This window comes from Arthrobacter crystallopoietes (genome assembly GCF_002849715.1).
GTDB lineage: Bacteria > Actinomycetota > Actinomycetes > Actinomycetales > Micrococcaceae > Crystallibacter > Crystallibacter crystallopoietes.
In genome coordinates, this window is sequence record NZ_CP018863.1 from 4,004,128 (window position 1) to 4,029,002 (window position 24,875).

A 24,875-nucleotide genomic window follows, 5' to 3' on the forward strand; every position below is an offset into this window, starting at 1 on the left:
CGGCGGGCAAACTCGGCCGCCAATGGAGAAGGGACGGCACAATGACAGCCAAGAATGTATTCGTACTTGCACTGACTGATGTTCAGCGGGGGGAACTGGAAACTGTCAACGGTGCCGAAAACTACGTATTCCGCAACCTGCTCGACTACGAGAGCGTCGTAAACACCCCGGAGATCGATTTCGAGGGCCTGCTGGCCAAAGCGCGGAGCGAATTGCAGGAATTCGATGGGCCTGTAGATGCCATCGTGACGCACTGGGACTTCCCGGCCAGTGTAATCGGGCCGTTGCTGGCGAAGGATCACGGACTGCCTGCACCCTCGCTGGAGAGCCTGCTCAAGTGCGAGCACAAGTACTGGAGCAGGCTCGAGCAAAAAGCCTCGATACCTGAATGCGTTCCGCAGTTCGCCTCTTTCGACCCGTTCGACGACGACGCTCTATCGAAGATCGACATCGAGTACCCGTTCTGGGTCAAGCCGGTGAAGTCCCACTCCTCAAACCTTGGCTTCGAGATCCAGAGCGAGGAACAGTTCAACGAAGCGGTCCAGGAAATCCGCGATCAAATCGAACTAATTGGGGACGCGTTCAACGACGTACTCGCCATGGTCGACCTGCCGCCGGAACTCAAGAACGCGGACGGCAACACCTGCCTGGCCGAGGGGTTCATTTCCGGGATCCAGGCCGCCCCTGAAGGCACGGTGTTCGGCGGAAAATTCCAGGTCCACGGGGTTTTCGACATGCACAAGGACGAAGCAGGAACGAGCTTCGAACGCCTCGATTATCCTGCCAACAGCGTCCCGGAGAGCGTACAGCAGCGCATGATCGACCTCACCGAGCGCTACATGCACCATGTCGGTTTTGACAACGGCTGCTTCAATGCCGAATTCATGTGGGACGAAGTTGAGGACAAGCTGTGGCTCGTGGAAATCAACACCCGTATCTCGCAGTCCCACAGCGACCTCTTTGCCAAGGTGGACGGCGTTTCCAATCACGAAGTAGCTATTGACATAGCGCTCGGCCGCGAGCCGAAGATGCCTTACCGCAAGGGCAACTTCGCCGTCGCATCACAATGCATGATCTTCCACGACGAGGATGCCGTAGTGACGCGCGTACCCAGCGCCGAAGATAAGGCAGCCATCCGGAAACGCTATCCGGAAACTACCGTGACCCTGCAGGTCAAGGAAGGGGAGAAGCTCTCGGACCTGCCCGGCCAGGACAGCTACCGCTACATCCTGGGCAAGCTCTACATCGGTGCAGATAACCGTGAGCAGCTGGTGGAACGGTACAACGCAATCCTGTCCGAGTTGCCGTTTGAGTTCGCACCGGCAGATCAGACTGCCGGCCACAAAGGAGCCGTATGAAGACCATTACCGAATTTCCCCACGAAGTACGGGTCATCGAAAACACCTTCATTCCCATGCGCGACGGCGCCCAGCTAGCCGCCCGGATCTGGCTTCCGGTAGACGCCGAGGAGCTTCCCGTTCCCGCCGTGCTGGAATACATTCCGTACCGTAAGCGGGACAGCACGCGGGGCCGGGACGCCATGAACCACCCCTATATCGCGGGCCATGGTTACGTCGCGGTCCGGGTCGATATGCGCGGCAGCGGCGACTCCGACGGCGTCATCGTGGATGAGTACCGGCCCCAGGAACACGAGGACGCTGAGGACGTCATTGCCTGGCTCGCAGATCAGCAGTGGTGCGATGGCAACGTAGGCATGATGGGCATTTCCTGGGGTGGTTTCAACAGCCTGCAGATCGCCGCCCGCAGACCACCGGCGTTGAAAGCCATCATCAGTGCCTCCGCTACCGATGACCTGTATGTGGACAACATGCACTACATGGGCGGATGCCTGCTGGCAGACAACCTGTCGGAGGCCACCGTCATGTTCGCCTTCAACTCGCTGCCGCCGGATCCGGCCATCGTAGGGGACCGCTGGCGGGACATGTGGCACGAACGCCTCGCCGGCAGCGGGCTCTGGCTGGAAACCTGGCTCGAACACCAGCGCCGCGACGACTACTGGAAGCCTGCCTCGGTCTGCGAGGACTACAGCGATATCCAGGTTCCGGTGATGGCGGTAGGCGGTTGGGCCGACGGCTACACCAATGCCATCTTCCGTTTGATGGAGAACCTGGATGTGCCGCGCAAGGGCTTGATCGGTCCGTGGGGACACAAGTACCCCCATATCGGCATTCCTGGCCCGGCCATCGGATTCCTCCAGGAAGTCGTGCGGTGGTGGGACCATTGGCTCAAGGGCAAAGACACCGGCCTGATGGAAGAGCCGATGCTACGGGCCTGGATGCAGGACAGCGTCTCTCCGGAACCGTCCTACGCGGACCGTCCCGGCCGCTGGGTCGCCGAGGACAGCTGGCCCTCGCCGGCCATCGAAAAACGCCGCTACCACCTGCGCCGCCATGGCATCGAGCAAGGCGACGCCAAGGACGAACCAGGCCACGATGTCACGCTGCAATCACCCTTGAGCGTGGGTATGTTCGCCGGTAAATGGGCCTCCTATGCCGCCACCCCCGATCTTCCGTTCGACCAGCGCGAGGAAGACGGCGGAGCACTCGTCTACGAGACGGATCCGCTTCAGGAAACGATGGAGATCTTCGGACTGCCCTCGGTCACCTTCGAAGTCTCCGCGGACAAACCTGTCGCAATGCTTGCGGTCCGCTTGTCCGATGTGGCACCGAACGGCGAAGCCACACGGTTCACCTATGGCCTGCTCAATCTGACCCACCGCGACGGCAGTGAAAACCCGCAGCCGCTGGAACCGGGACGCAAATACCGCGTGGAGATTGACCTAAACGGTATCGCCCAGACGATCCCTGCGGGCCACCGGCTCCGGCTGTCGGTATCCACGTCTTACTGGCCCTTGGCCTGGCCGTCGCCGGAGGCGGCCATGGTGACGCTGACGGCTGGCGCAAGCACGCTCACCCTGCCGGTCCGCCCTCCGCGGCCGGAGGATGCTGCCCTCAGGGAATTCGGCGAGCCCGAAGCGGCGCCGGACTTGGAAATCACCCCATTGACACCGGGCGAGCACCACTGGCGAGTCTCCCGCGATCTGGTCACAAATGTGTCGACCTTGGAGGTGGCCAACGACCAAGGCAGCTTCCGTATCGACGAAACGGACACCATAGTCCGGCGCAGCACCAACGAGTGGTACAGCTTCCGCTGGAATGAGGTCAATTCCGTACGGGGCGAAACCCGGACGGTCCGGCGCTTCGAGCGCGATGACTGGAGGGTGGAAATAGTGACCCGGACGGTGTTGACGTCAACGCCGACGGACTTCCACATCAGCGCGCAGCTCGATGCCTACGAACTCGACACCCAGCGCGGGAATCCGCGTGTCTACTCCGAGAATTGGCAGCGCGCGATTCCACGAGACCTGGTTTAGGACGACGAAGGGCAGGATCATGAGCAACATGGACAAGCAGGAACCCAATGTTCCGGATGTGGAGCCGGCGGTGAAAGAGGATAGGTCCTCGCAGGAGAAAGCGGACACTGTCAATCCCGATCCGGAGACGGAGAACATCACCGGCTTGGAACCCGGCGGCGGGGTTCCGCCGGGAGAAACTCCACCAGCGGAGGACCAGATGAGTTCGGACCAAGGCCATGAGGAGTAGAGGGCGATGAAAAACAAACTCATATTGGGAGCCGGGCTCGCGGTCGGGTTCGTCCTCGGGTCACGAGCGGGCCGTGGCAGTTACGAGCAACTGAGGGACGCCGCACAGGAACTGTGGGCCAGCAACGTTTCCAGGAACATACGCCAAAATGATCCGGTTCGGAGCGGGTCGTCACCGGGTTCGCGGGCAGGACGCCGCGCGTCGTCCTGGAATGCGTGGAACAGCGACGCCGGTGCTTCTTCGGCACGGACCGGAGCAGCCGGCTCCGGCGCGGCGGACATCGGGGCGGCAGAGGCAGGGCGGCCGGAAACAAGGCGGGATGTCTCATCCGACCCGGCGATGGATGACCGTCCGGGCGGAGAGTGGGCAGGCGAAGGCGGTGCACTCGCGGACGGACCTGCCACCGGTACCGATCCCGAAGAGAATCTGGGCCACTCCTGAGCGGCTGATGCGGTCATCTTGGAACCGGAACGCTGCGGCCGGGGTGCCCGTCGGCTGCCCGGCCGCTGGGCGTCAGGAGCGGAGCCGCCGGCAGCTTCGGGCAGACCGGCTGGCGTCTCAGCCAGCTTCCCTATGCTCCGTCAGACCGGGCCCCTGCTGCATGTCCCGTCGTCCCTGTTCACCCGACGGGAGATCGGGCAAGCCGGCCAGATGAATATGGCCTACTTTGAGCCGACCCCCGCGGAAGTTGCCCGCGGGTACGGCCAGCGCCACCACAAAGCGTGCGCCGTCGTCGTCCCTTGACGTAATTGTCAGGCTTCTGGTTCCGGCGGGAACGGACGGCGTAAAGACCTGCAGGTGGCGGGAACCGATGCTTGCGCTGCTTTCCAGCGAATACTCGGTGCCGAAATGGTCCTGGACGGCAATCCTCGGCTGCGGCGGCTGCGAACCATTGGCGGGCGGCAGCTGCATGTTGACCACGATGCCGGTGCTCCAGATCTCTACGCAGAGCACGGTGAATTCCGTGACCGCGGTCTGGTGCCGGCCGAACTTCTGGGGCAGCAATACATATTGGAGGGAGCCGCCGGGTATCGGATCTTTCATCGCGTGTCCTTCCTGCAGCCCCGGCAGAAACTAATTGACTAGAGCATTCCATTTTAGTAAGGCTGCTGCCCGTTTGTCATCAAAAAGGGGCGAACGATGCTGGTACATCTCGACAAGGCCCAAACGCAGTGCTAGACAGAGGGGCAGTGGCCGGAACCGGACGGAGCAACCATGCGCATGGCCGACACCGCCGTTCCCGCGGCAGGAGAGGAATGAACCGACTGTGACCGACACTTTTGACCAGTTCAAACCCAAACCTGACCCGAACTGGTGGCGGCAGGCGGCCGTCTACCAGATCTACCCGCGAAGCTTCGCCGATGCAGATGGCGACGGCCTGGGCGACATCCGCGGCATCACCGCCAAAATTCCCTATCTGGCGGCGCTGGGCATCGACGCCGTGTGGCTCAGCCCGTTCTACCCGTCGCCGCTGGCGGACGGTGGCTATGACGTGGCCGATTACCGGGATGTGGATCCACGTCTGGGCACGCTGGAGGACTTTGATGAAATGGTTGCGGGGCTGCATGCCGCGGAAATCAAGCTCATCGCGGACATCGTACCGAACCATTCCTCCGACCAGCACGAATGGTTCCAGCAGGCGCTGGCCGCGGGGAAGGGTTCACCTGAGCGGGAGCGGTATATTTTCCGCGATGGTCTGGGGAACGACGGCGGAAAGCCGCCCTCGGACTGGGTGTCCCACTTCGGCGGCAGCGCCTGGACCCGGATCACCGAGCCTTCCGGCGAGCCCGGCCAGTGGTATCTGCATCTCTTCGCCAAGGAACAGCCGGACTGGAACTGGGAGAACCCGGAAATCCGCGAAGACTTCCTGAAAACGCTCCGGTTCTGGTCGGACCGCGGGGTAGATGGCTTCCGCGTGGACGTGGCCCATGCGCTTGCCAAGGACATGAGCGAACCTCTGCGCAGCAAACCGAGCGTGGCGGACGAGCTCACCCCGGTGGACGGCAAGGATCCGCTCTTCGACCGGGACGAGGTCCACGACATCTATGCCGAATGGCGCAAGGTCTTCAACGAGTATGACCCGCCCCGCACCGCAGTCGCGGAGGCCTGGGTTCCCGCGTCGCGGCGGATGGCGTACGCGAGTCCGGAAGGTTTGGGACAGGCCTTCAACTTCGATCTGCTGCGCGCGGACTGGGACGTGGAGCAGTTCCGCTCCATCATCACCAACAACTTGTCCCAGGCGGAAGAATCAGGCGCGTCCTCAACCTGGGTATTTTCAAACCACGACGTCGTACGGCATCCCTCGCGCTATGGGTTGCCGGCCGGTTTGGACTATGGCGCCTGGCTCATGGCGGACGGTTCCGAACCCGAGGTGGACCAGATCGCAGGGCTCCGCCGCGCCCGTGCCGCTACCCTCCTGATGCTTGCCCTGCCGGGGTCGGCCTATCTCTACCAAGGCGAGGAACTTGGCCTGTTCGAGGTGCCGGATCTGCCCGCCGCCACCCTGCAGGATCCCATTTGGCAGCGAACCGGGCACCAGCGCAAGGGCCGGGACGGCTGCCGCATCCCGCTGCCCTGGACCACTGAAGGGAAATCCTTCGGGTTCGGGACCGATGGAGCCCACCTGCCGCAGCCGGACTGGTTCGGCGGCTTCTCCGTCGAAGCCCAGGACGGCATTGCGGGATCCACACTGGAGTTCTACCGCCATGCCCTGAAACTGCGAGGGCAACTGCAGAGCTATGAGGACTTGGAGTGGATCAGCGGAACCGGCGAATCTGTGCTGCATTTCGAGCGCCCCGGCCAATGGCAGTCGGTCACGAACTTCGGCCGCGAGCCGCTGGCTCTGCCACCGGGCAAGGTACTCATCAGCAGCTCGAAGCTGACCGCGGGTCAACTGCCCCCGGATACGACGGCGTGGCTCACCGGGTCGGCCCAGAAGACCTGAGGCCCGGTAAGGGGTTCAAATCCTCTGCGGTCAGTGATAGACAGTAAGTATCCTTAGTAAAGCCAACGATCGGGAGTTGATACGGATGCTGACAGCACGCGAAATCATGACAGGCGGCGCCGAGTGCATTGGCGAGAATGAAACCTTGGAACAGGCAGCGAAGAAGATGCTGGACCTGGACGTGGGTTCGCTGCCGATCTGCGGCGAAGACAACCGGCTCAAGGGCGTTGTCACCGACCGGGACATCGTGGTGAAGTGCCTGGCCAAGGGCGGCGATCCGCGGAGCGTGAAGGCGGGAGAACTCGGTGAAGGCAAGCCAGTGACCATCGGCGCGGATGACAGCATCGAAGAAGCCATCAAGACGATGCAGGAGCATCAGGTCCGGCGACTGCCCGTGATCGACGGCCACGACCTCGTGGGCATACTCAGCCAGGCGGACGTCGCCCGCAATTACCCCGAGGACAGGGTCGGGGAACTCGTCGAATTCATCTCCTACTAGACCGGCCGGAGGAAGCGGATGCCGCAGCGTCTCGTTGCCGATGCCATTGTCGAACGGCTCGAGGCGTGGGCGGTGCCGCGCGTCTTCGGCTACAGCGGCGACGGCATCAACAGTTTCATGGGCGCGCTCCGGCGGGCCGGAACAGTGGAATTCGTCCAGGCCCGTCATGAGGAAAACGCGGCCTTCATGGCCGTGGGCCACGCGAAATACAGCGGCGGCGTCGGCGTAGTGACTTCAACCCAGGGACCCGGGGCGGTCCACCTGCTTAACGGTCTCTACGATGCGAAACTGGACAGCGTTCCCGTGGTGGCCATCATCGGGCAGCAGTCGCGCAGCGTGCTCGGCTCCGGTTACATGCAGGAAGTCGATCTGCTGGACCTGACGAAGGACGTGGCCTCGGCATTCCGCCAGCAGGTCAACACGCCGGAAGCGCTGCCGATGGTCCTTGACCGGGCTTTCAAAGCCGCGCTCGCAAACAGGGCGCCCGCCGTCGTTATTGTTCCCCATGACGTGCAGAAGATGCCGGCTCCGGAACTGGAGCATAAGCATGGCATCATTGCCACCGCCCCGCGCTGGGAGCAGTCCGCCAGCGTACCGGTGGAGGACGATCTCAAGGCGGCAGCGGAGGTGCTCAACGACGGCAGCAAAGTGGCGCTGCTCGTAGGGCAGGGCGCCCGGCACGCCTGGAAAGAGGCTGCCGCGGTGGCCGAACGCCTCGGTGCCGGCATCACCACGAGCCTGCTGGGCAAACCGTACGTGGACGAGTCGCTGCCGAATGTTGCAGGCACCATGGGGCATCTGGGTACCAGCGCCAGCGGCCAGGTACTCGGCGGATGCGACACCCTGCTGATCATTGGTTCCAATGACCCGTGGACCGAGTTCTACCCACCGCCCGGGGCGGCACGCGCCGTCCAGATCGACACGGACTCCGGCGCCATCGGCAACCGGTACCCCGTGGAGGTGCCGCTGCCCGGGGATGCGTCCCGGACCCTGCAAGCGCTGCTGCCCCTGCTGGAGGACAAGCATGATCTGCCGTGGCGCGGCCAGGTGGAGCAGTGGGTCTCGCACTGGCACGAGCTTTCCGCCGAGCGCGCCATGACCAAGGCGGATCCGGTCAATCCGGAACGGGTGCTGTTTGAGCTGAACAGCAGGTTCCCTGCAGATGGCCGGCTCGCCGTCGATGTTGGCAGTTCGGTCTACTGGTACGCCAGGCAGCTGAGGCTACCGCTTGGTGTGCCGGCCCACTTATCCAGCACGTTGGCCAGCATGGGCTGTTCGGTGCCGTACGGCATCGCCGCCAAACTGGATCAGCCGGGGCGCCCGGTGCTGCTAGTTACCGGTGATGGTGCCATGCAAATGACGGGTATCGCTGAGCTCATCACTGTCAGCAGAATGTGGCGGACCTGGCAGGACCCGCGCTTTGTTATCTGCGTGTTGAATAACCGGGAACTGGCCGAGGTGACCTGGGAACAGCGCGAGATGGAGGGGGAGCCCCGCTATGAAGCCAGCCAGGCTTTGCCGGATTTCGACTACGCCGGCTATGCAAAACTGCTGGGCCTCGATGGCGAGCGGGTTGATGATCCTGAACACGTCGGCGCCGCTTGGGATGCCGCACTGGCAGCAGATAGGCCGTATTTGATCGAAGTGGTCACGGATCCGGAAACGCCGCTGCTTCCGCCGTTCCCCGCCGGAGAGCAGAAGGCCGGAAGCATGGTCGATGCCTTGGGACAGGAGAGTGCCGAGTCTGCCGACCGTGCCACGGAGCTGCTGCGGACGTATGTCGACCAGGAGAAATCGAACTTCTCCTGAACGTGTCTACGTTGCCTCAGCATCCTGCTTGATGCAAGGTTCCAGGGTGTCAAGAATCCGCCGTACCGCGGTAGCCACGCTGGCGGCCGGACTAAAGGCCGCGGCGCCGGCGTCGCGGTGTGCATCGACTTGGCCGAGCAGCGCGTTCAAGGCCCGTTGCGCTTCCTCCCACCGGTCCTGAAGCTCCGATCCGGATTCCCAGGCCTTCAGCATCTCGGCTGCACCCCGGAGCGCCTCGCTGACCGGCTGAAGCAGCTCGGTCGGCAGTTCGTTGGACAACGGTTCCTTACCGCCGGTGCTAACGCCGGCAAGGGTGTCGGTAATGTCCTTGACATGGAACGACACGGATTCCAAAGCGCGGAGGTCACGGTAGTCCTGCGATAGATTGCGCCGGTGCAGCCTGGCCCGCGGGTTGCCTTTGCGGCTCTCATCCGCATGGTAAACCGCTTCCCGCACGTCATGCCCGGCCGTGGAGAGCTCATCGTTGTAGCGCGTCCACTTCTCCGGTTCCGGCGGCCATTCATCGGTCAGCGCGTCAGCCATGCCTTCCAGGTGCCGCGCCAGCATGGTGCGGAAGCGGGACAATTTAAGAATCGCTGCGTTGAAATTCAGCGGTGGCAGGATCACGGCATTGACCAGGAGCCCGCAGCCCACGCCGACGGTCATCTGTACCGCATAGCCAATGGAATAGGACTCAACGTCCTGCCCGCCGATGATCAGGACGAAAAGTGCCGCCATCGGAACGTAGTCTTTGCCATGACCGAGCCAGCGGACTCCGGAGAACAGGACGGCGACGCCAACCACCGCCGAAATCGTGAGGAGGTTGGGTTCTGCGAACAGCACAATCAAGCCTGCCAGCAGGATCCCGAGCAACAGTCCGAGGAGGGTCTGCAGACCTGCCTTGGCTGACCCCATCAGGGTGGGATACATGCTGACCAGCGCGCCCAGCGGCGCGTAATAGGGATAGTCGTCGACCACGCCCGGCATGTAACCAGCTACAAACCACGCCATTCCGACGGCGACGGCTGCCTTTATGGCCAGCATGAATCGCGGACCGGTCACACCGGCCTTGATCCAGGACAGGACGCGCTGGACGGAATTGCGCGTTGGCTGCTCCAGGTTCATACGTTCATAATCACAGCATCCGCAGGACCGTGCCAACCGCAGGTGGCCCTGCTGCAGTTACGGCAGTTTCTCGCCAGCCTCTATAAGCGCGTTGATCTGGTTGCCACGGATGGGCCGCGGGCAGGTGCCGTATGGGGTAAAGGCGCTGGGATAGTTGATGGCGCGGTTGAAATCGATGATGACGCTGCCGTCCGGACGCGGCTTCGCGGTGGTGACCTTGCGCCAGTCGTAGGTGCTGGTGCCATTGGTGAGATCGTGGAAGTTCAGCGTCAGGCCGCCCAAAGTGCCCGGCTCCGCAACCAGCCGGTAGCTGGCGCCACCTAGTTCGAAACTGACTTCCCCTACTGCCGTCGCTGTGCTCTGCACCTGCGGATGCGATGTGGCGATCGCAACCTGGCGTTCGTCGTCGTACGCTTTGAAATGCCCTGTCACCACCAGATCAGGATTGAAATCGAACGTAGGCACCCCCCTGAATCCGGTGTAGACGGGGGAGTCGAGGTCGCGGGTGCGGATCGCATAGCGGTCTGCGCGGACCGCAAGTTCCACCATGATGTTGCCGAACCGTACCCAGTTCATCGACTCCTCGTTGGCCAGCCGGGCTGTCACGCTGCCGTCGACAGGCTCATCGGTGTCGGCAACGACGAGGTCATCTGCAGCAGTAGCGGTCAGCGTTGCAATTCCGCCTGACGAAGCGGAGGCGTTGGCGCTCCAGAGACCGGGAAGCAGTTCAACGGTTGTCGGTTCCGCCCCAAGCCACTGCAGCGAAGTGAGGGTGAGCCAGCCGAACTCCGCGGCCAGCGCCTCATGCCGGCTCTGCCGGTAACGGGCAAATCGCAGCTGCTCGCGGTCTACGGCGCTGGGTGCTCCGGCGCTGGTCATGGCGTTCCTCCTGATGGACTAGCTTGCCAAAGGTTCAACACGGCAGGTCGACTATTCATTTCCGAAGAGCACCTGGACTAACGCGAGGCGACAAAGGTGGACATGCCGACCTCCCCGAGGTCGGCGGTAGCACCGGCGAGAACCAGCACGACGTAGAGGCTGACCGGAATCAGCAGCAGCCACTCCCGCCACGAACCTGCGTTCCCAAGAATCGGTAAGGCAAAGTATCCGTTGGGACGCCAGATCCAACGTAAAACGGGAATTCGCCGCCAAGCCCTGGGCGGTTTGATCCGCAGCGGCCAGGCCAAGTTCACTCCGCCTGTTGTCGCCATGTCACCCAGGATGTGCATGACTACTCCGATGGCCATGGCCAGCGGAAACCAGTTCTGTTGTTCGGGGGCGAAAAAGGTGATGAATCCTGCCACGAAGATTCCGACCGCCCAAGGGGTCTTCTTCAAACGGTCAGGTATGAACCTGAGGGCTTTCGCGGCGAAGGCGACCAGCAGGATGCAGAGGACACCGGCGGCCGGGTAGATGGATCCAAACCGCTCTGTCTCCCATGTCACCAAGCCCGCCATCCATGCGATCAGGACGAAGATGCACATCCCGATGATGGAATGGGTTCCCTTGCGGTGGCCGCCGGCCAGCGTGCCTACGCCGACGCAGACTGCATTGGATACGGGCGGAAGCGAATGGGCAATCGTGGCCCGGTGATGGTCCGCATCCGGAACCAACGCAGCTCCGGCTGTGACCAACGCGCCGGAGATGATGCCGATCGGTCCCACATCCAGCAGACCCATGCCCAACAGCACGGAATGGCCGCCGAGGCCCACAGGCTCGACCAAGGGACCGAGAGAAACTTCAAACTGGGTGGTGAGCGCTATCCAAGCGGCGGCTCCACTGGCGGCATGATGGGCTCCCAGCATGGTGAAGAGGTTCCTTTCAATAACTGGTTCCGCCGCCAAAGATGCGGTTTATCGTTCCAGTGGATTGCGTGAATTCTATCGACTCTTACCGTGGCATACCGCACTGACAGAATCTGAAGGTTGCTCGCGCACTAGCCCAGAAGAGACAGAAACGATATGGTAAGCATGCTGATCAATCGAAGGCCTCTACGGTCTTTTCCAATCAAAAGGAGACGCAATGAGCACGAAGGTCGAGAAGCAAATCATGGTTAACGTGCCGGTGAGCACGGTTTACAACCAGTGGACCCAGTTCGAGGAATTTCCCCACTTTATGGGCGGCGTCAAGAGCGTGAAGCAGCTCGGCGATAACCGACTCGAGTGGGTTGCCGAGATCGGCGGAGTCCGCCGGCAGTGGGAGGCGAGGATTGTTGAGCAGGTGCCGGACCAGAAGATCGCTTGGGCGGCAACCGAAGGCGCCACGAACGCCGGAGCGGTGTCCTTCGAGGACGTGGGTGGCGGCCAGACGTCCGTACGCATGACGCTCGAATACGAGCCCGAGGGCATCTTGGAGAAGGTGGGCGATAAGCTCAACGTCGTGGAGAAGCAGGCGGAAGCGGACCTGCAGAAATTCAAGGAGTTCATCGAGGCCGAGGGCTACGCCACGGGGGCCTGGCGCGGCTCAATCAATGAAGGCGGGACAGCAGGAACTCCGGGCGTGGAGGACGCTGCCGCATCCCGCGGTGACAGCGGAAAGGCCGGCGTGTCCGGTAAGGTTGCGGCCGCCGGGGTCGGTGTAGCGGCAGCGGCTGCAGCAGGCGTGGCTGCCGCTAAGAAGGACAGTGCCGATAAAGACGTGACGGTCACGCCTGTAGTGGAACCGGTCCCTGCAACACCCGTGGTGGAGACTGCGCCGGTCGTCACCGAGCCGGTTGTAGACACCGGGGCCGCCCTGACCCCGGAAGAGATTGCCGCGAAGTCCGACCGGGTGCGCGAAGACATCGAGGACGACGGCAGGAACCGGGGCGCCGGAATCTAGACTGCGATGACATAGAACGACGGCGGCCTCCCGCCGTCGTTCTATGTGTCCACGTTGGACGACGTGTGCTGCAGCCGACGCATCTTGAGCCAATCTTGAGCTAAAGCAGGCCGCAGCGTTGAGCTTGCTCAGCCATGCTTGATGCAGCAGATGGCGAGAGCTGGAGCCGGAGTCCGAATACTGGGGAGTACACGGATCTTCAAGGCCAGCTCGTCTCAGCTCATCGGGTGCGGGGCACGGGCAGACTTTTGGGGAGGCTGCCCGCCCCGGCACTCGGGTCCGGGACCAGCCGGCTGCATGCCTCCAGCGCCGGCTACAGATTCCCGTCGAAAGCTTTTGCTGATTCCATGGATGAAACGGTTGCCAGGGGTGACAATGGAGTCGTCGGTAGCGAAGGAACGGAGGAAGCAACATGCGCGGAAGCAACCTTGTCTGGACAATCGTTGGCATATTGTTGGCGATTGCCCTGATTATCTGGATCGTTTCTGTCATCTAGCGCAGCGGAGACCTAGCCGTATGGCGTGGCCACCTGTGCGTTCCAGTTGCGGAACTAGAAGAGCCTCGGCAAGGGCGGGCCGGGGCTTTTCTGCGGGAGTTTTCCACCGGGGCCGAACACTATCCCCGGGAGCCACCGAAACTCTCGCGGGCATGTCGGCACCCTCGCGGAGATCTTGAGCTAATCTTGAGCTAAGAATGCGCGAGCATTGAGCTTGCTCAGCCACTCTAGAACCAGCAGATGGCGAGAGCTGAAGCCGGAGTCCAGCTACTGGGGAGTGCATGGACATTCGCGGGCGGCTCGTCTCGGCTCATCCGGTGCGGGGCACGGGCAGGTCTTTGGGGAGACCGCCCGCCCCGGCACCCGTCTCAGATCGCGTACGCCAGTTACTCACCACCGCAAATCATGGGGAAGAGTCCCGGCGGTGGGACGAGGTGCGTGTCAGACGGAACTTGCGGAAGCTGTAGGTCATCAGGGCAAGGGCCACCAGTCCGGAGACGATCAAGGTCGATCCCACAATCCAGCCTCCTGAAAGCCACCAACGGTCGCCGAAAGCCCACCAGTCCGGCGTCGGCGGCCGAACGCCCCACAGGATTCCTGCAGCAATAGCCACGAGCCCTCCCAAGGCGCTGGCCACGATGCGCGGCCAAGTCTTCACTTCCTTCTGGGCTATTTTGAGCGCCTCGGTCTTGATCGGCACCAGCAGACGCTCGGCCCAGGCGTATCGCAGGGAAAGAACCACCAGGCCGGCGGCGAGGGCAAGCAGCCCGGGTCCGGGCAGTACAAGTGCGGCGAGTCCGACGGCGATGAGTGCCCAGCCCAGCACTTCAATGCCCGTTCGACGCAGCCAAGGCGGAATGGCGTCGGTCCTCCCCATGAGCACATCCTCCCACAGCAGTGTCATTGGCTAAATGGAAGTCCCCCGGACGGCGCGCCACTCGTTGGTTCAGGGTCTACTGGAACGTCTTAGGAAGGCTTCGCTCGGCCAGCAGTTCGTTGAGGGCAAGCCGGGCGAGGGGACGCCGGTTTTCGGCCTAACTTGCCGATAACGGGGCAATAACGGCGTGATAACGGGAGCGGGGTTCCACTGTAAGGACATTGCAAACTTGCAGCTTCATTGGGGTTCTGTTGGGGAACAAAGCGATGCTCACTGATCCGACCCGCCATTCCCTGGCGACCCTTGCGACCAAGCTCACGGCTGGAAAACGAGGGAGACCATGTCGATTATTAAGGATCCGCACCTGTTCAACGAGCAGAGCCTATTCGTCGACCTGGAAGGGGTGCTTGGCCGCCGCCTCTACCTGAAGATCGAGGGGTTCAACTTCGCCGGCTCGATCAAACTCAAGCCCGCGCGGGAAATGGTCGAGCGCGCCGAGCGGGAGGGGCTGATCGGGCCCGGCTCCACCCTTGTGGAGTCCTCGTCGGGCAACCTCGGCGTTGCACTCAGCATGATCGCGGCCAGCAAGGGATACCGCTTCGTGTGCGTTGTCGATCCGCGGTGCAATCCAACAACCCTGCAGCTGATGGAGTCACTCGGGGCAGAGGTTGACCTGGTCACCGAACCGGATCCCGTCGACGGGTTCCTTGGGGCCCGGCTCAACCATGTCCGGGAACTGTGCGCGTCCGATGAGGGGTACGTCTGGCTGAACCAGTACGTCAATCCCGGCAACTGGGGCGCACACTACCGCTGGACTGCCCCCGAAATCGCTGCCGAATTCCCCGACCTCGACGTGCTGTTCGTCGGAGCCGGCACCACGGGAACACTAATGGGTTGCGCGCGGTACTTCCGTGAGCACCGCCCCGACGTCCGGATCGTGGCGGTTGATGCCGTCGGATCGGTCTCCTTCGGCTGCCCGCCGGCGCCCCGTCTGATCCCCGGCCTCGGCATGAGCGTGCGGCCACCCCAACTCGACGAGTCCTTGCTCGATGACGTGGTGTTCGTCGAGGAGCTGGATACGGTGCGCGCCTGCCATCGCCTGGCCGCGAGCGGGTTGCTGCTTGGCGGGTCAACCGGGACCGTGGTCCACGGCGCCATGACGTGGCTTGACGACCACCAAGCCCAAGACGTCACCGCGGTGACCATCTCGCCCGACCTGGGCCGCCCATACCTGGACACCATCTACCAGCCCGACTGGGTGCTCGACCATTTTGGGGCCGAAGCGCTTGCCAGTGCGGATCAGACGGCAGACCTCGGTCTACAGTCAGAACCGCTGTCGGGGCCACAACTTCCCGCAGCCGCCCGGTTGAAAGACTCCGTGGCCGCTGCCTCACTAAGGAGCTTCTCGCAGTGAACAAGTCCGTGGACACACTGTCAACGTCGCCAGGTCCCACGATTCCAATCATTCCGATGAATCCCCCGACTCCCGCGGCGACCGCGGCTCAGGCTGGGAACGGCTCTCCAGCAACTCCGGCCTCGGGCGCGGGCATTGCCCTGGAGCGCCGGCTGGCGGATCTTCTAGCAGCAGTGGTGAAGAAGGACGACGTCCCTGTGGACGCCAACTTCTTCCTCGAATTAGGCGCGGACTCGCTGGTCATGGCGCAGTTCTGCGCTCGGGTGCGCAAACAGCCGGACCTGCCCGCCGTGTCGATCAAGGACATCTACCAGCACCCATCGATCTCGGCGCTGGCGGCGGCCCTGGCACCGCCGGAAGCGCCGCCTGCGACGGCGCAGGTGAACGTGCAGGACCAGTTGGCGGAGGTGTTGGCCAGCATACTGAACGTCGAGCACGTCTCGGTGGAGGCCAACTTCTTCCACGACCTGGGCGCGGACTCGCTGGTCATGGCGCAGTTCTGCGCCCGCGTGCGCAAGCAGCCGGACCTGCCGGCGATCTCCATCAAGGACATCTACCAGCACCCAACAATCTCGGCGCTGGCCGCGGCCCTGGCGCCGGCGGAAGAGGCATCGGCGACGGCGCAGATGCAGGACCGGTTGGCGGAGGTGCTGGCCGGTGTACTGGGCGGCAGGCAAGTGGCGGTGGACAGCCACTTCTTCCAGGACCTGGGCGCGGACTCGCTGCTGATGGCCAGGTTCTGCGCCCGGGTGCGCAAGCAGCCGGACCTGCCGGCGATCTCTATCAAGGACATCTACCAGCACCCGACGATCTCGGCGCTGGCCGCGGCCCTGGCACCGGCGGAACCGGCGACATCGCCGGTGCAGGACCGGCTGGCCGAGATGCTGGGCGGCGTGCTGGGCATTGACCATGTCCCGGTGGACAGCGACTTTTTCCAAGACCTGGGCGCGGACTCGCTGGTGATGGCCAAGTTCTGTGCCCGGGTGCGCAAGCAGCCTGACCTGCCCAAGGTGTCCATGAAGGACATCTACGGCAGCCCGAATATCTCCGCCCTCGCGGCGGCCTTGCAAGGCCCCTCGCAGCAAGAGCAGCGGCAGGAGCCCTCCCCGGCTCTGGCATCCATACCGGAGACGCCGCGGCCGATGGACGTGCGGACCTGGGAGTACGTCACCTGCGGCGCCCTGCAGGTGCTCGTCTACGTCGGCTACTGCCTCCTCGCCGGCTGGCTCGCGATCGTAGGGTACCAGTGGATCTTCCCGGAGGCGGGGCCGGGTAACCACGACTGGCTGGGCCACGGGATGAGCTTCGGGGAAATCTACCTGCGGTCGATCGCTTTCTCTGCGGCGACTTTCGTGCTGCTGTGCATCCTGCCGGTGGCGGCGAAGTGGATTTTCGTGGGGCGCTTCCGGCCTCGGGAGATCCGTATCTGGAGTCTGGCCTATTTCCGGTTCTGGCTGGTCAAGGCATTGATGCGCACCTCGCCACTCTCATTGATGACCGGTTCCCCTCTGACGACCTTCTACCTGAGGGCCATGGGCGCGAAGGTTGGCCGCAACGTGATGATCATGACCAATCGGCTGCCGGTCTGCACCGATCTGCTGACCATCGGGGAGGGGACGGTGATCCGCAAGGATGCGGTCCTCAACGGCTACCGCGCCCATGGTGGCGTCATCCAGTTGGGTGCGCTGACGCTGGGCCGGGACGTAATCGTCGGAGAAGGCAGTGTCCTGGACATCGACACGGGAATGGGGGACGGTTCGCAGTTAGCCCACCGCTCCACTTTGTACACGGGCCAAATCGTGCCCGCAGGCGAACGGTGGCACGGTTCGCCGGGCAGGCGCACCGATGTCGACTACGGCGGGGTCGAGGCGATGTCTTACCGGCCGTGGCGGCGGGCATGGTTCGCCATATCCCAACTCGTTTCCACCCTTGGGTTGGGCCGCACCATGTGGAGTCTGGCCATCGCACTGGTCATCCTGGCGCAACCGCGCGTGGCGGCGCTTCTGGAGGTGCAGCCTTTCGCGTTTACAGACTGGGCCTTCTACGCTGATGCTATTACCTACGCCGGTCTGGCCGTCTTCGGCGGAACGGTCATGGCATTGGTCGTCATAACGACCGTGCCGCGGTTGCTCCAACTCGCCGTGAAGCCCGACAGGGTGTATCCGCTGTTCGGACTGCGGGACGCGGCGGCGCGGGCGGTGGCGAGGTTGACCAACAGTCCCCTGCTTGGAGGGTTGTTCGGCGACAGCTCGTACGTCGTGAACTATGTGCGGGCCATTGGGTACAAGCAGCCGCAGGTCCAGCAGACCGGCTCGAACCTTGGCACGGTATTCAAGCACGATAACCCGTTCCTTACGACGATCGGCAGCGGGACGATGATTGCCGACGCCGTGTCGTTCATGAACACCGACTACTCGGCGACGTCCTTCAAGGTCAGTCGGGCGGCGATTGGGGCGCACAATTTCCTTGGCAACGCCGTTCTCTATCCGGCCGGGGCCAAGACCGGAGACAACTGCCTGCTCGCAACCAAGGTGATGGTCCCCATCGACGGACCGGTGCGCCATGACGTGGGCCTGCTCGGATCACCCGCGTTCGAGATTCCCCGCTCGGTCCTGCGGGACGCCCTTCCCGAGGAGCATGCCAGCCGGAGCCACTTCCGCCGGGACCTGGCGGCCAAGAACAGGCACAACAGGCACACGATGGCCCTCCTGATGCTTACCCGGTGGTTCAACATGTCGCTTGCCATGGTGATCATGCTCGCCGCCCTCGAACTGTCCGACCAGTTTGGTTTCCTTGCCCTCAGCGGGGCGTTCGTCGTGATGCTCTTCGTCGGCTTGCTGGTCCCCATCGGCATCGAGCACCTCGTGACGGGGTTCCGGAGGCTCCAGCCCCGGCTCTGCTCCATCTACAACCCATACTTCTGGTGGCACGAGCGGTACTGGAAGCTGATGACCCAAAGCCGGTACATGGCCATCCTCAACGGGACGCCGTTCAAGCCGCTGGCTTGGCGTCTGCTGGACGTGCGGATCGGGGCCCGTGTCTTCGACGACGGTTGCGGAATCATCGAGCGCAGCCTCGTGACAATCGGCTCCCGCTGCACGCTGAACGCCGGCAGCACGGTTCAATCCCACTCCCAAGAGGACGGAATGTTCAAGTCCGACCACAACGTCATTGGCGACGACGTCACGCTCGGCGTCGGAGCCTTTGTCCACTACGGCGTGACCGTCGAAAACGGTGCCGTCGTCGCTGCCGACTCCTTCGTAATGAAGGGGACGACCCTCACCTCGGGATCCCTGTGGGGTGGCAACCCGGCCGAAGAGGCCCGAGCCGCCGCCACGACCCCCGTCGCACTGGAAAGGCCCGTATCATGACCACCACCTCTGCGCTGACCTGCCGCACCGCCGCCGACCACTCGTCCGATCCGGGCCGCAGCCGGCTCGCCCTTCCAGCAGCCGCCCCGACGACTATTCCCAGATGGACACGGCATCCCCAGGCCGGACAGGAGCGGGTTGAGGTGGCGGTTCCCGAGGACCTGCGCACCTCCGTGAGGCTGACGGCCCGTGCGTTGGAGACGACACCCGGCTCGCTCTGGCTGGCGGCCCATGCGCGGGTACTGCACGCCTTATCCGGCGAGACGGAAATCGCCATCGGATGCGTGGACTCTGCGGGGACCTGGCGGTGCGACCTCGTTCTAAGCCACGTGTCCTGGCGGAGCCTGGTCGCCGAGGCACATGACCGACAGGCCCTGGCCGCCCGCGGGGAGGCCCGTCACAAAACCGCATCTCCGGGGTACGAGGTGGTGTTCGACCTTCAGGGCGGCGATGCAGAGCTACCGGAGGGCATCGTCCTCGGGGCCACCGTCCCGACTGTAGCCGGGCGCGAGGTGCTCCTGCTCCGATACCGGCGGGACGTCCTCGACCACGATGCTGCCCTCAGGATCGCCGGCTACCACCTGGCCGCCCTCCGCCACCTGGTCGCCAACCCTGAAGCGGAGCCTGCCGACGCCGACCTGCTCGATGCGGACGAGCGCCGCCTCCAGCTCGAGCAACTGGCCGGACCAGAGCGTCCCCGCCCCCGACGACGCTTCCACCAGTTGTTCGAGGAGCACGTCCGGCTTCACCCCGAACGCATCGCCGCGGTCCAGGACACGCGCGAGTGGACGTACGCGGAGTTGAACGGCCGTGCCAACCGGCTGGCCCGCGCCCTGCTGGCGCGCGGACTACAGTCCGAGGACGTCGTTGCGGTCGTCGCCAAACGAGACCTGGAGTGGATGGCCGCGGTCATCGGCATCCTCAAGGCCGGAGGCGCGTACCTACCGATCGAACCGCAATTCCCCGCCGACCGGATCGCCAGAACACTCACCCGGGCAGGGAGCCGCATGGCCCTGACCGAGGAAGGCAGCAGCGCCACGCTGGATGATGCACTCGACGGGATGCCTTCGGTCACCAAGGTCCTCTTCGAGGACATTGAGGCCGAAGGGCACGCCGCCGACGATCTCGGCGTGGAGGTGCGTCCGGACCAACTCGCCTACGTCTACTTCACCTCTGGCTCCACGGGCGAACCGAAGGGCGCGATGTGCGAGCACGACGGGATGGTGAACCACCTGTACGCCAAGATCGAGGACCTGGGGATCGGCCCCGGCGACGTCGTCGCCCAGAGTGCCCCCCAATGCTTCGACATCTCGCTGTGGCAACTGGTCTCGGCCCTGCTCGTCGGCGGCCGCACACTCATCGTCTGGCAGGACCGTATCCTCGACGTCGAGCGGTTCGTCGACACCGTGGAACGTGGGGCGGTGGCGGTCTTCCAAGTCGTCCCGTCGTATCTGGACGCGGTGGTCGCGTACTTGGCCGGAAAACCCCGCGCGCTACCGCACCTCCGGTGCGTCTCCGCGACCGGAGAGGCTCTGAAACGTGAGCTGGTCCGCCGCTGGTTCGACGTAATGCCGAACGTCAAGCTGGTCAATGCCTACGGACTGACGGAAACCTCGGACGACACGAACCACGAGGTAATGAGCGCAGCGCCCGCGGGCGGCTCCGTGCCACTTGGCCCGCCGATCCCGAACGTCCGGATCCACATCCTCGACGAGCGGCAGCGGCTCGTGCCGCTCGGGGCACCGGGCGAGATTGCCTTCTCCGGGGTGTGTGTGGGCCGCGGCTACATTAACGACCCGGACCGCACGGCACAGGCCTACTCCGCTGACCCCTACGTGGACGGGGCGCGGCTCTACCGGGCTGGCGACTATGGGCGCTGGTCACCGGACGGCAAGCTGGAGTACCTTGGCCGGCGAGACAACCAGGTCAAGATCTCCGGGTTCCGCATCGAGATCGGCGACATCGAGAACGCGCTGTTGCATGTTCCCGGCGTCCGCGACGGCGCCGTCGTCGTCGGCGAGGGCGGCGGGCAGTCCAAGTTCCTGGTGGCGTTCTACTCTGGCGACCGGCCCCTCGAGGTCGCCGAGATCCACAGCGAAATGGCCTCGCGCGTTCCGGGCTACATGGTTCCGTCGACGTACAGGTGGCAGGAGGTCCTGCCCCTGACCGGCAACGGGAAGATCGACCGGAAGGCTTTGACCCGCATGGCGGGGGAGGTCGTTCCCGAGGCCGGCAGCCCCACGGAGACGCTCACGGCCACCGAGCAGCGGCTGGCCGAAGCATGGGCGAGCGTCCTCGGCATCCCGGCAGGCCGGATCGGTGGTCAGGACTCGTTCTTCGCGCTGGGCGGCACCTCCCTGTCCGCGGTGAAACTCGCCGTCCTGCTCAAGCGCGCGGTGTCGATCAAGGACATCATGCAGACGCCCGTCCTAGCTGACCTGGCGATCCTGCTCGAGGCCTCGTCCTTGGAGAACGCTGCCGAACCGCCCGCACCCACGCGAGCGGGAACCGCCGCAGAGCCCGCCTCCATGTCCCCGACACCGACAAGACACTCCAATCCGCTACCCGTGAAACGAAAGGACCTCTGATGTCGTCTCCTTCACCCAAGATCCAGATCGATATGGAACGCCAAGCCGGCCGGGCACCGATGCTCGCCGTCGAGGACGGCCACGACCCTGTGCAGTGGGCCGAAGAGAACCGCGAGGCGCTGCGCGCGGCGGTGGACGAGAATGGGGCCGTCCTGGTCCGCGGGCTGGGCCTCAGTGATCCAGCCCAGGTGGCCGAAGTCTACCAGCGGCTGGTTCCGGGCGGCCTCATGCCGGACCGGGAGGCCTTCGCCACCAGGCAGCCCTACCTGGACGGCGTGTACTCGTCCCTCACCTGGCCCGCGAATCAGCCTATGTGCATGCACCACGAGCTCAGCTACGCGCTTGAGTTCCCCGGCCTGATGCTCTTCGCCTGCCTCCAGGCACCCAGTGTCGGTGGCGTGACCGGTATCGCGGACGCCCGCTCGGTGCTCGAAGCCATACCGGCCGACATCGTCCGGCGGTTCGAAAGCGAAGGATGGCTGCTCGCCCGCAGCTACAACGAAGATATCGGAGCCACCTACGAGGAGGCGTTCGGGGTCGCCGACCGCGCTGCCGTCGAAAACTACTGCCGGGCCCACGCGATCGAGTTCGAGTGGCAGCCCGACGGGGAGCTCCGCACCCGCCAACGGCGCCCTGCCGTTGTCCGGCATCCGGTGACCGGCGAGCGCTGCTGGTTCAACCAGGTCGCGTTCTTGAGCGAATGGACCATCGCGCCGGAGGTGAGGGAGTACCTGGTGGACGTTTACGGTCCCGATGGGCTGCCGTTCAACACCCGCTTCGGCAACGGCGAGCCGATCGGCGAGGACATCATCGCTCTCTTGAACGAGGTCTACGAGGCCCACACCCTTCGAACGCCGTGGGAGACCGGGGACTTCATGCTCGTAGACAACGTGCGCATGGCCCACAGCCGCGAGGCGTACGAGGGTCCAAGGGAGATCCTCGTTGGCATGGCCGAGCCACGCAATGTATTCGATCTCGATACCCACACCTAGGACGGTGCACAATGACAGAATTCGCCATTTCCCCAGTGATAGCCGCGGCTGAACCGAAGACGGTTCCCCCCTTCGCGGTCATCTCCGGAGCCCAGGTACAGCAGGTGCTCCAGGGTCGCGAGAAGCAGGTCGTCGAACTGGTCGAGCAGACCTACCGGGTGCATGCGGCCGGAGACTCGGTGAACCCGCCGTCCTATTTCCTGCGCTTCCCGGACCGGCCCACCTCCCGCATCATCGCCCTGCCCGCCTCAGTCGGCGGGGAGGTGGAGGTTGACGGCATCAAGTGGGTCTCCAGCTTCCCGGACAACGTGGCGTCGGGGATTCCGCGTGCCTCCGCAGTGTTGATCCTCAACGACCGGGCGACGGGCTACCCCTTCGCATGCATGGAGAGCTCCGTTATCAGCGCCTCCAGGACAGCTGCATCGGCCGCCGCGGCTGCGGACTGGCTCAGTCGAGGCCGGGGGCGTCCCAGACGCGTCGGGTTCTTCGGCGTGGGGCTCATCGCCCGCTACATCCACACCTTCCTGAACGCGACCGACTGGTCCTTCGACGAGATCGGGGTGTTCGACCTCTCGGGCGAGAGCGCGGAGGGTTTCAAGGGCTATCTCGAACGCAGCGGCACCCGAGCCCGGGTGACCGTGCATGAGGGCCCCGAGCAGCTGATTCGGAGCAGCGATCTCGTCGTGTTCGCCACGGTGGCGAGCCAGCCACACGTGCACGACACGACGTGGTTCGCGCACAACCCGCTGGTGCTGCACGTGTCCCTGCGCGACCTGGCCCCGGAGATCCTGTTGGCATCGACCAACATCCTCGACGACGTCGACCACTGCTTGAAAGCCGGGACGTCGGCCCACCTCGTGGAGCAGATGGTCGGCCACCGGGACTTCGTGGACGGGACCTTGGCCGACGTCATGGACGGCAGGGTCTCGCCGGCGGCTGATCGCCCTGTCGTGTTCTCGCCGTTCGGCCTGGGCGTGCTCGATCTGGCGGTGGGCAAGTATGTCTACGACGAACTTGTCAGCAGCGGCCAGCTCCGGGTGGTCGAGGACTTCTTTTCCGAACTGCGCAGGTACGGCTGACCCGGCGGCCCAACCACGCTCATCAATTCGCACCCACCGAGGAGTGACACAATGCTCTCGTTACCGCAGATGCTGGGGAATGTGTCCAAGGCACACGTCCAGTCCCCTGAGGACTGGGCACGGTCGGTCACCGACGTCCTGCGGGACGCCGCGATCTACCACCAGGCCCATAACGGCTTCTACCGTGCCCAGTGTGACGCGTTGGGAGTCGATCCCGCCGCGATCAACGACATCAACGACCTGCAAGACCTGCCCCTGTTGCCGGTCGGCATGTTTAAACGTCCCGACGCCCAAGTGCTACTCACCTGCTCCCTGGCCGACGTTGAGACCGAGACCAGCTCCAGCGGAACCCGCGGTGTCCCGTCTGTCGCCCGCCGCAACAGCGAGACAGTGACCCGGGCTCTGGTTGGCCTGATCGGGACTTACCGGGAGTTCTTCAGCCTGTCCGGGGGCGCGGGTCTTTTCTTGAACCCGTCGGACTCCGAAGCTTCGGAGATGGGTCTGCTCAAGGACTTCAACATCCTGAACAGCGTCTTCGACCACCACGTATATCTCGTTGCCGACCAGTCGTTCGATGTCAGGGAGGCCCTGGAGCACCTGCGCCGGTGGAAGGGCCACATGACCCGGCACATCGTCTGTCCGCCGTTCCTCATCGAGCGGCTCCTCCGGTTCCTCGAGCAGGAGAAGGTCAATGTGCGCTTGGACCCGTACAGCATGATCATTACGCTCGGCGGTTGGAAGCGGCACACGTCCGAAGCCATTCCTGCCGAGGGCTTTCGGGAGCAGTGCCACGACCTGCTCGGTGTGCGCCCGGGGAACGTGCGCGACATGTACGGGATGATTGAGTCGAACATGCTCGCTGTCGAATGCCACCTGCATCGCAAGCACGTTCCGCCTTGGTGCTACATCTCCATCCGGGATCCTGGCCAGATCGGCAGGGAGCTCGATCCGGGGGGCACCGGCACAATTGCCGTACTGGACGCCCTCAACACCAGCTACCCCGGTTTCCTCCTCACCGACGACGTGGGCGACGTCGAGACCGGCACCTGCGGGTGCGGGAGAACCGGCCAGGTCATCAACTTCCGCCGTCGGGGGCAGGGCGGCGGGTTTGGCCACTGCCCCGTCAGCCTCGAGCGCTACCTCGGCTCGGGTACCACCGCCAACGATGAGGCGGCGGCTCTCATGAGGGCCTGATTTCGCGGTGCCTCAGCCGGCGCTCCTCCTTCGTTGCCGCGCCC

The 24,875-nt window shown here is 64.0% G+C and carries 19 protein-coding genes; 14 read left to right on the top strand and 5 right to left on the bottom strand.

Features of this window, described 5'->3' with window-relative positions; genetic code table 11:
• Positions 1-41: 41 nt before the first annotated feature.
• The 4 genes from AC20117_RS18440 to AC20117_RS18455 are packed head-to-tail and all read left to right on the top strand — an operon-like array spanning position 42 to position 4,064.
• A complete protein-coding gene (locus AC20117_RS18440; protein WP_074702406.1) occupies positions 42-1,358 on the top strand; it encodes an ATP-grasp domain-containing protein in 1,317 nt (438 codons plus the stop codon).
• Positions 1,355-3,394 (top strand): CocE/NonD family hydrolase, encoded by a 2,040-nt coding sequence (locus AC20117_RS18445; RefSeq protein ID WP_074702405.1) that lies wholly within the window; start codon positions 1,355-1,357, stop codon positions 3,392-3,394. The genes AC20117_RS18440 and AC20117_RS18445 overlap by 4 nt, the downstream gene beginning before the upstream one ends.
• A 28-nt stretch (positions 3,395-3,422) precedes the next feature.
• On the top strand, positions 3,423-3,623 hold the full coding sequence (locus tag AC20117_RS18450) for a DUF6480 family protein (RefSeq protein WP_418202259.1): 201 nt from the start codon (positions 3,423-3,425) through the stop codon (positions 3,621-3,623).
• Positions 3,624-3,629: 6 nt separating this feature from the next.
• A complete protein-coding gene (locus AC20117_RS18455) occupies positions 3,630-4,064 on the top strand; it encodes a hypothetical protein (RefSeq protein WP_074702403.1) in 435 nt (144 codons plus the stop codon).
• Between the two features lie 117 nt (positions 4,065-4,181).
• Here AC20117_RS18455 and AC20117_RS18460 read toward each other — a convergent pair whose 3' ends face one another.
• On the bottom strand, positions 4,182-4,667 hold the full coding sequence (locus AC20117_RS18460; RefSeq protein ID WP_074702402.1) for a hypothetical protein: 486 nt from the start codon (positions 4,665-4,667) through the stop codon (positions 4,182-4,184).
• Positions 4,668-4,890: 223 nt separating this feature from the next.
• On the opposite strand from AC20117_RS18460, the gene AC20117_RS18465 reads away from it, so the two are divergent.
• The 3 genes from AC20117_RS18465 (at position 4,891) to AC20117_RS18475 (ending at position 8,875) form a co-directional block, all read left to right on the top strand.
• The gene (locus AC20117_RS18465) at positions 4,891-6,567 is read left to right on the top strand and encodes a glycoside hydrolase family 13 protein (RefSeq protein ID WP_074702401.1); all 1,677 of its coding nucleotides are present in this window, start codon (positions 4,891-4,893) and stop codon (positions 6,565-6,567) included.
• An 85-nt stretch (positions 6,568-6,652) separates the two neighbouring features.
• Positions 6,653-7,066 carry a CBS domain-containing protein gene (locus tag AC20117_RS18470; protein ID WP_074702400.1) on the top strand — a complete coding sequence of 138 codons (414 nt, stop codon included), beginning with the start codon at positions 6,653-6,655 and terminating at the stop codon, positions 7,064-7,066.
• A gap of 18 nt (positions 7,067-7,084) precedes the next feature.
• Positions 7,085-8,875, top strand: a complete 1,791-nt coding sequence (locus AC20117_RS18475; protein WP_074702399.1) for a thiamine pyrophosphate-requiring protein — start codon at positions 7,085-7,087, stop codon at positions 8,873-8,875.
• A 6-nt stretch (positions 8,876-8,881) separates the two neighbouring features.
• Here the strand turns inward: AC20117_RS18475 and AC20117_RS23580 are convergent, their stop codons facing one another.
• The 3 genes from AC20117_RS23580 to AC20117_RS18490 all read right to left on the bottom strand — a co-directional run bounded on the left by AC20117_RS23580 (position 8,882) and on the right by AC20117_RS18490 (position 11,805).
• The gene (locus AC20117_RS23580) at positions 8,882-10,000 is read right to left on the bottom strand and encodes an FUSC family protein (RefSeq protein ID WP_074702398.1); all 1,119 of its coding nucleotides are present in this window, start codon (positions 9,998-10,000) and stop codon (positions 8,882-8,884) included.
• Between the two features lie 57 nt (positions 10,001-10,057).
• Positions 10,058-10,879, bottom strand: coding sequence for a DUF1684 domain-containing protein (locus tag AC20117_RS18485; protein ID WP_101632640.1), 822 nt, complete (start codon positions 10,877-10,879; stop codon positions 10,058-10,060).
• A 77-nt stretch (positions 10,880-10,956) separates the two neighbouring features.
• Entirely contained in the window at positions 10,957-11,805 is an 849-nt protein-coding gene (locus AC20117_RS18490) for a metal-dependent hydrolase (protein WP_074702397.1), read from the bottom strand.
• A gap of 217 nt (positions 11,806-12,022) precedes the next feature.
• On the opposite strand from AC20117_RS18490, the gene AC20117_RS18495 reads away from it, so the two are divergent.
• Positions 12,023-12,820 (top strand): SRPBCC family protein, encoded by a 798-nt coding sequence (locus AC20117_RS18495; RefSeq protein ID WP_083339859.1) that lies wholly within the window; start codon positions 12,023-12,025, stop codon positions 12,818-12,820.
• 899 nt (positions 12,821-13,719) lie between these two features.
• Here AC20117_RS18495 and AC20117_RS18500 read toward each other — a convergent pair.
• Positions 13,720-14,220, bottom strand: a complete 501-nt coding sequence (locus AC20117_RS18500) for a PGPGW domain-containing protein (protein ID WP_236777366.1) — start codon at positions 14,218-14,220, stop codon at positions 13,720-13,722.
• Between the two features lie 313 nt (positions 14,221-14,533).
• Between AC20117_RS18500 and sbnA the strand changes: the two genes are divergently transcribed.
• Genes sbnA through AC20117_RS18530 form a run of 6 tightly spaced genes read left to right on the top strand, consistent with a single transcriptional unit; the run spans position 14,534 to position 24,831 of the window.
• A complete protein-coding gene (sbnA, locus tag AC20117_RS18505) occupies positions 14,534-15,607 on the top strand; it encodes a 2,3-diaminopropionate biosynthesis protein SbnA (RefSeq protein WP_074702395.1) in 1,074 nt (357 codons plus the stop codon).
• 56 nt (positions 15,608-15,663) lie between these two features.
• Positions 15,664-18,978 (top strand): Pls/PosA family non-ribosomal peptide synthetase, encoded by a 3,315-nt coding sequence (locus AC20117_RS18510; protein WP_101632755.1) that lies wholly within the window; start codon positions 15,664-15,666, stop codon positions 18,976-18,978.
• Positions 18,975-21,566: a non-ribosomal peptide synthetase gene (locus AC20117_RS18515; protein ID WP_074702394.1), complete on the top strand. Its 2,592-nt coding sequence runs from the start codon at positions 18,975-18,977 to the stop codon at positions 21,564-21,566. Before AC20117_RS18510 ends, AC20117_RS18515 begins: the two co-directional genes overlap by 4 nt.
• Positions 21,566-22,558 carry a TauD/TfdA family dioxygenase gene (locus tag AC20117_RS18520; RefSeq protein ID WP_074702393.1) on the top strand — a complete coding sequence of 331 codons (993 nt, stop codon included), beginning with the start codon at positions 21,566-21,568 and terminating at the stop codon, positions 22,556-22,558. Before AC20117_RS18515 ends, AC20117_RS18520 begins: the two co-directional genes overlap by 1 nt.
• Before the next feature lie 11 nt (positions 22,559-22,569).
• Positions 22,570-23,637 carry a 2,3-diaminopropionate biosynthesis protein SbnB gene (gene sbnB, locus AC20117_RS18525; RefSeq protein WP_074702392.1) on the top strand — a complete coding sequence of 356 codons (1,068 nt, stop codon included), beginning with the start codon at positions 22,570-22,572 and terminating at the stop codon, positions 23,635-23,637.
• Between the two features lie 51 nt (positions 23,638-23,688).
• Positions 23,689-24,831: a LuxE/PaaK family acyltransferase gene (locus AC20117_RS18530; RefSeq protein ID WP_074702391.1), complete on the top strand. Its 1,143-nt coding sequence runs from the start codon at positions 23,689-23,691 to the stop codon at positions 24,829-24,831.
• Positions 24,832-24,875: the final 44 nt, after the last annotated feature.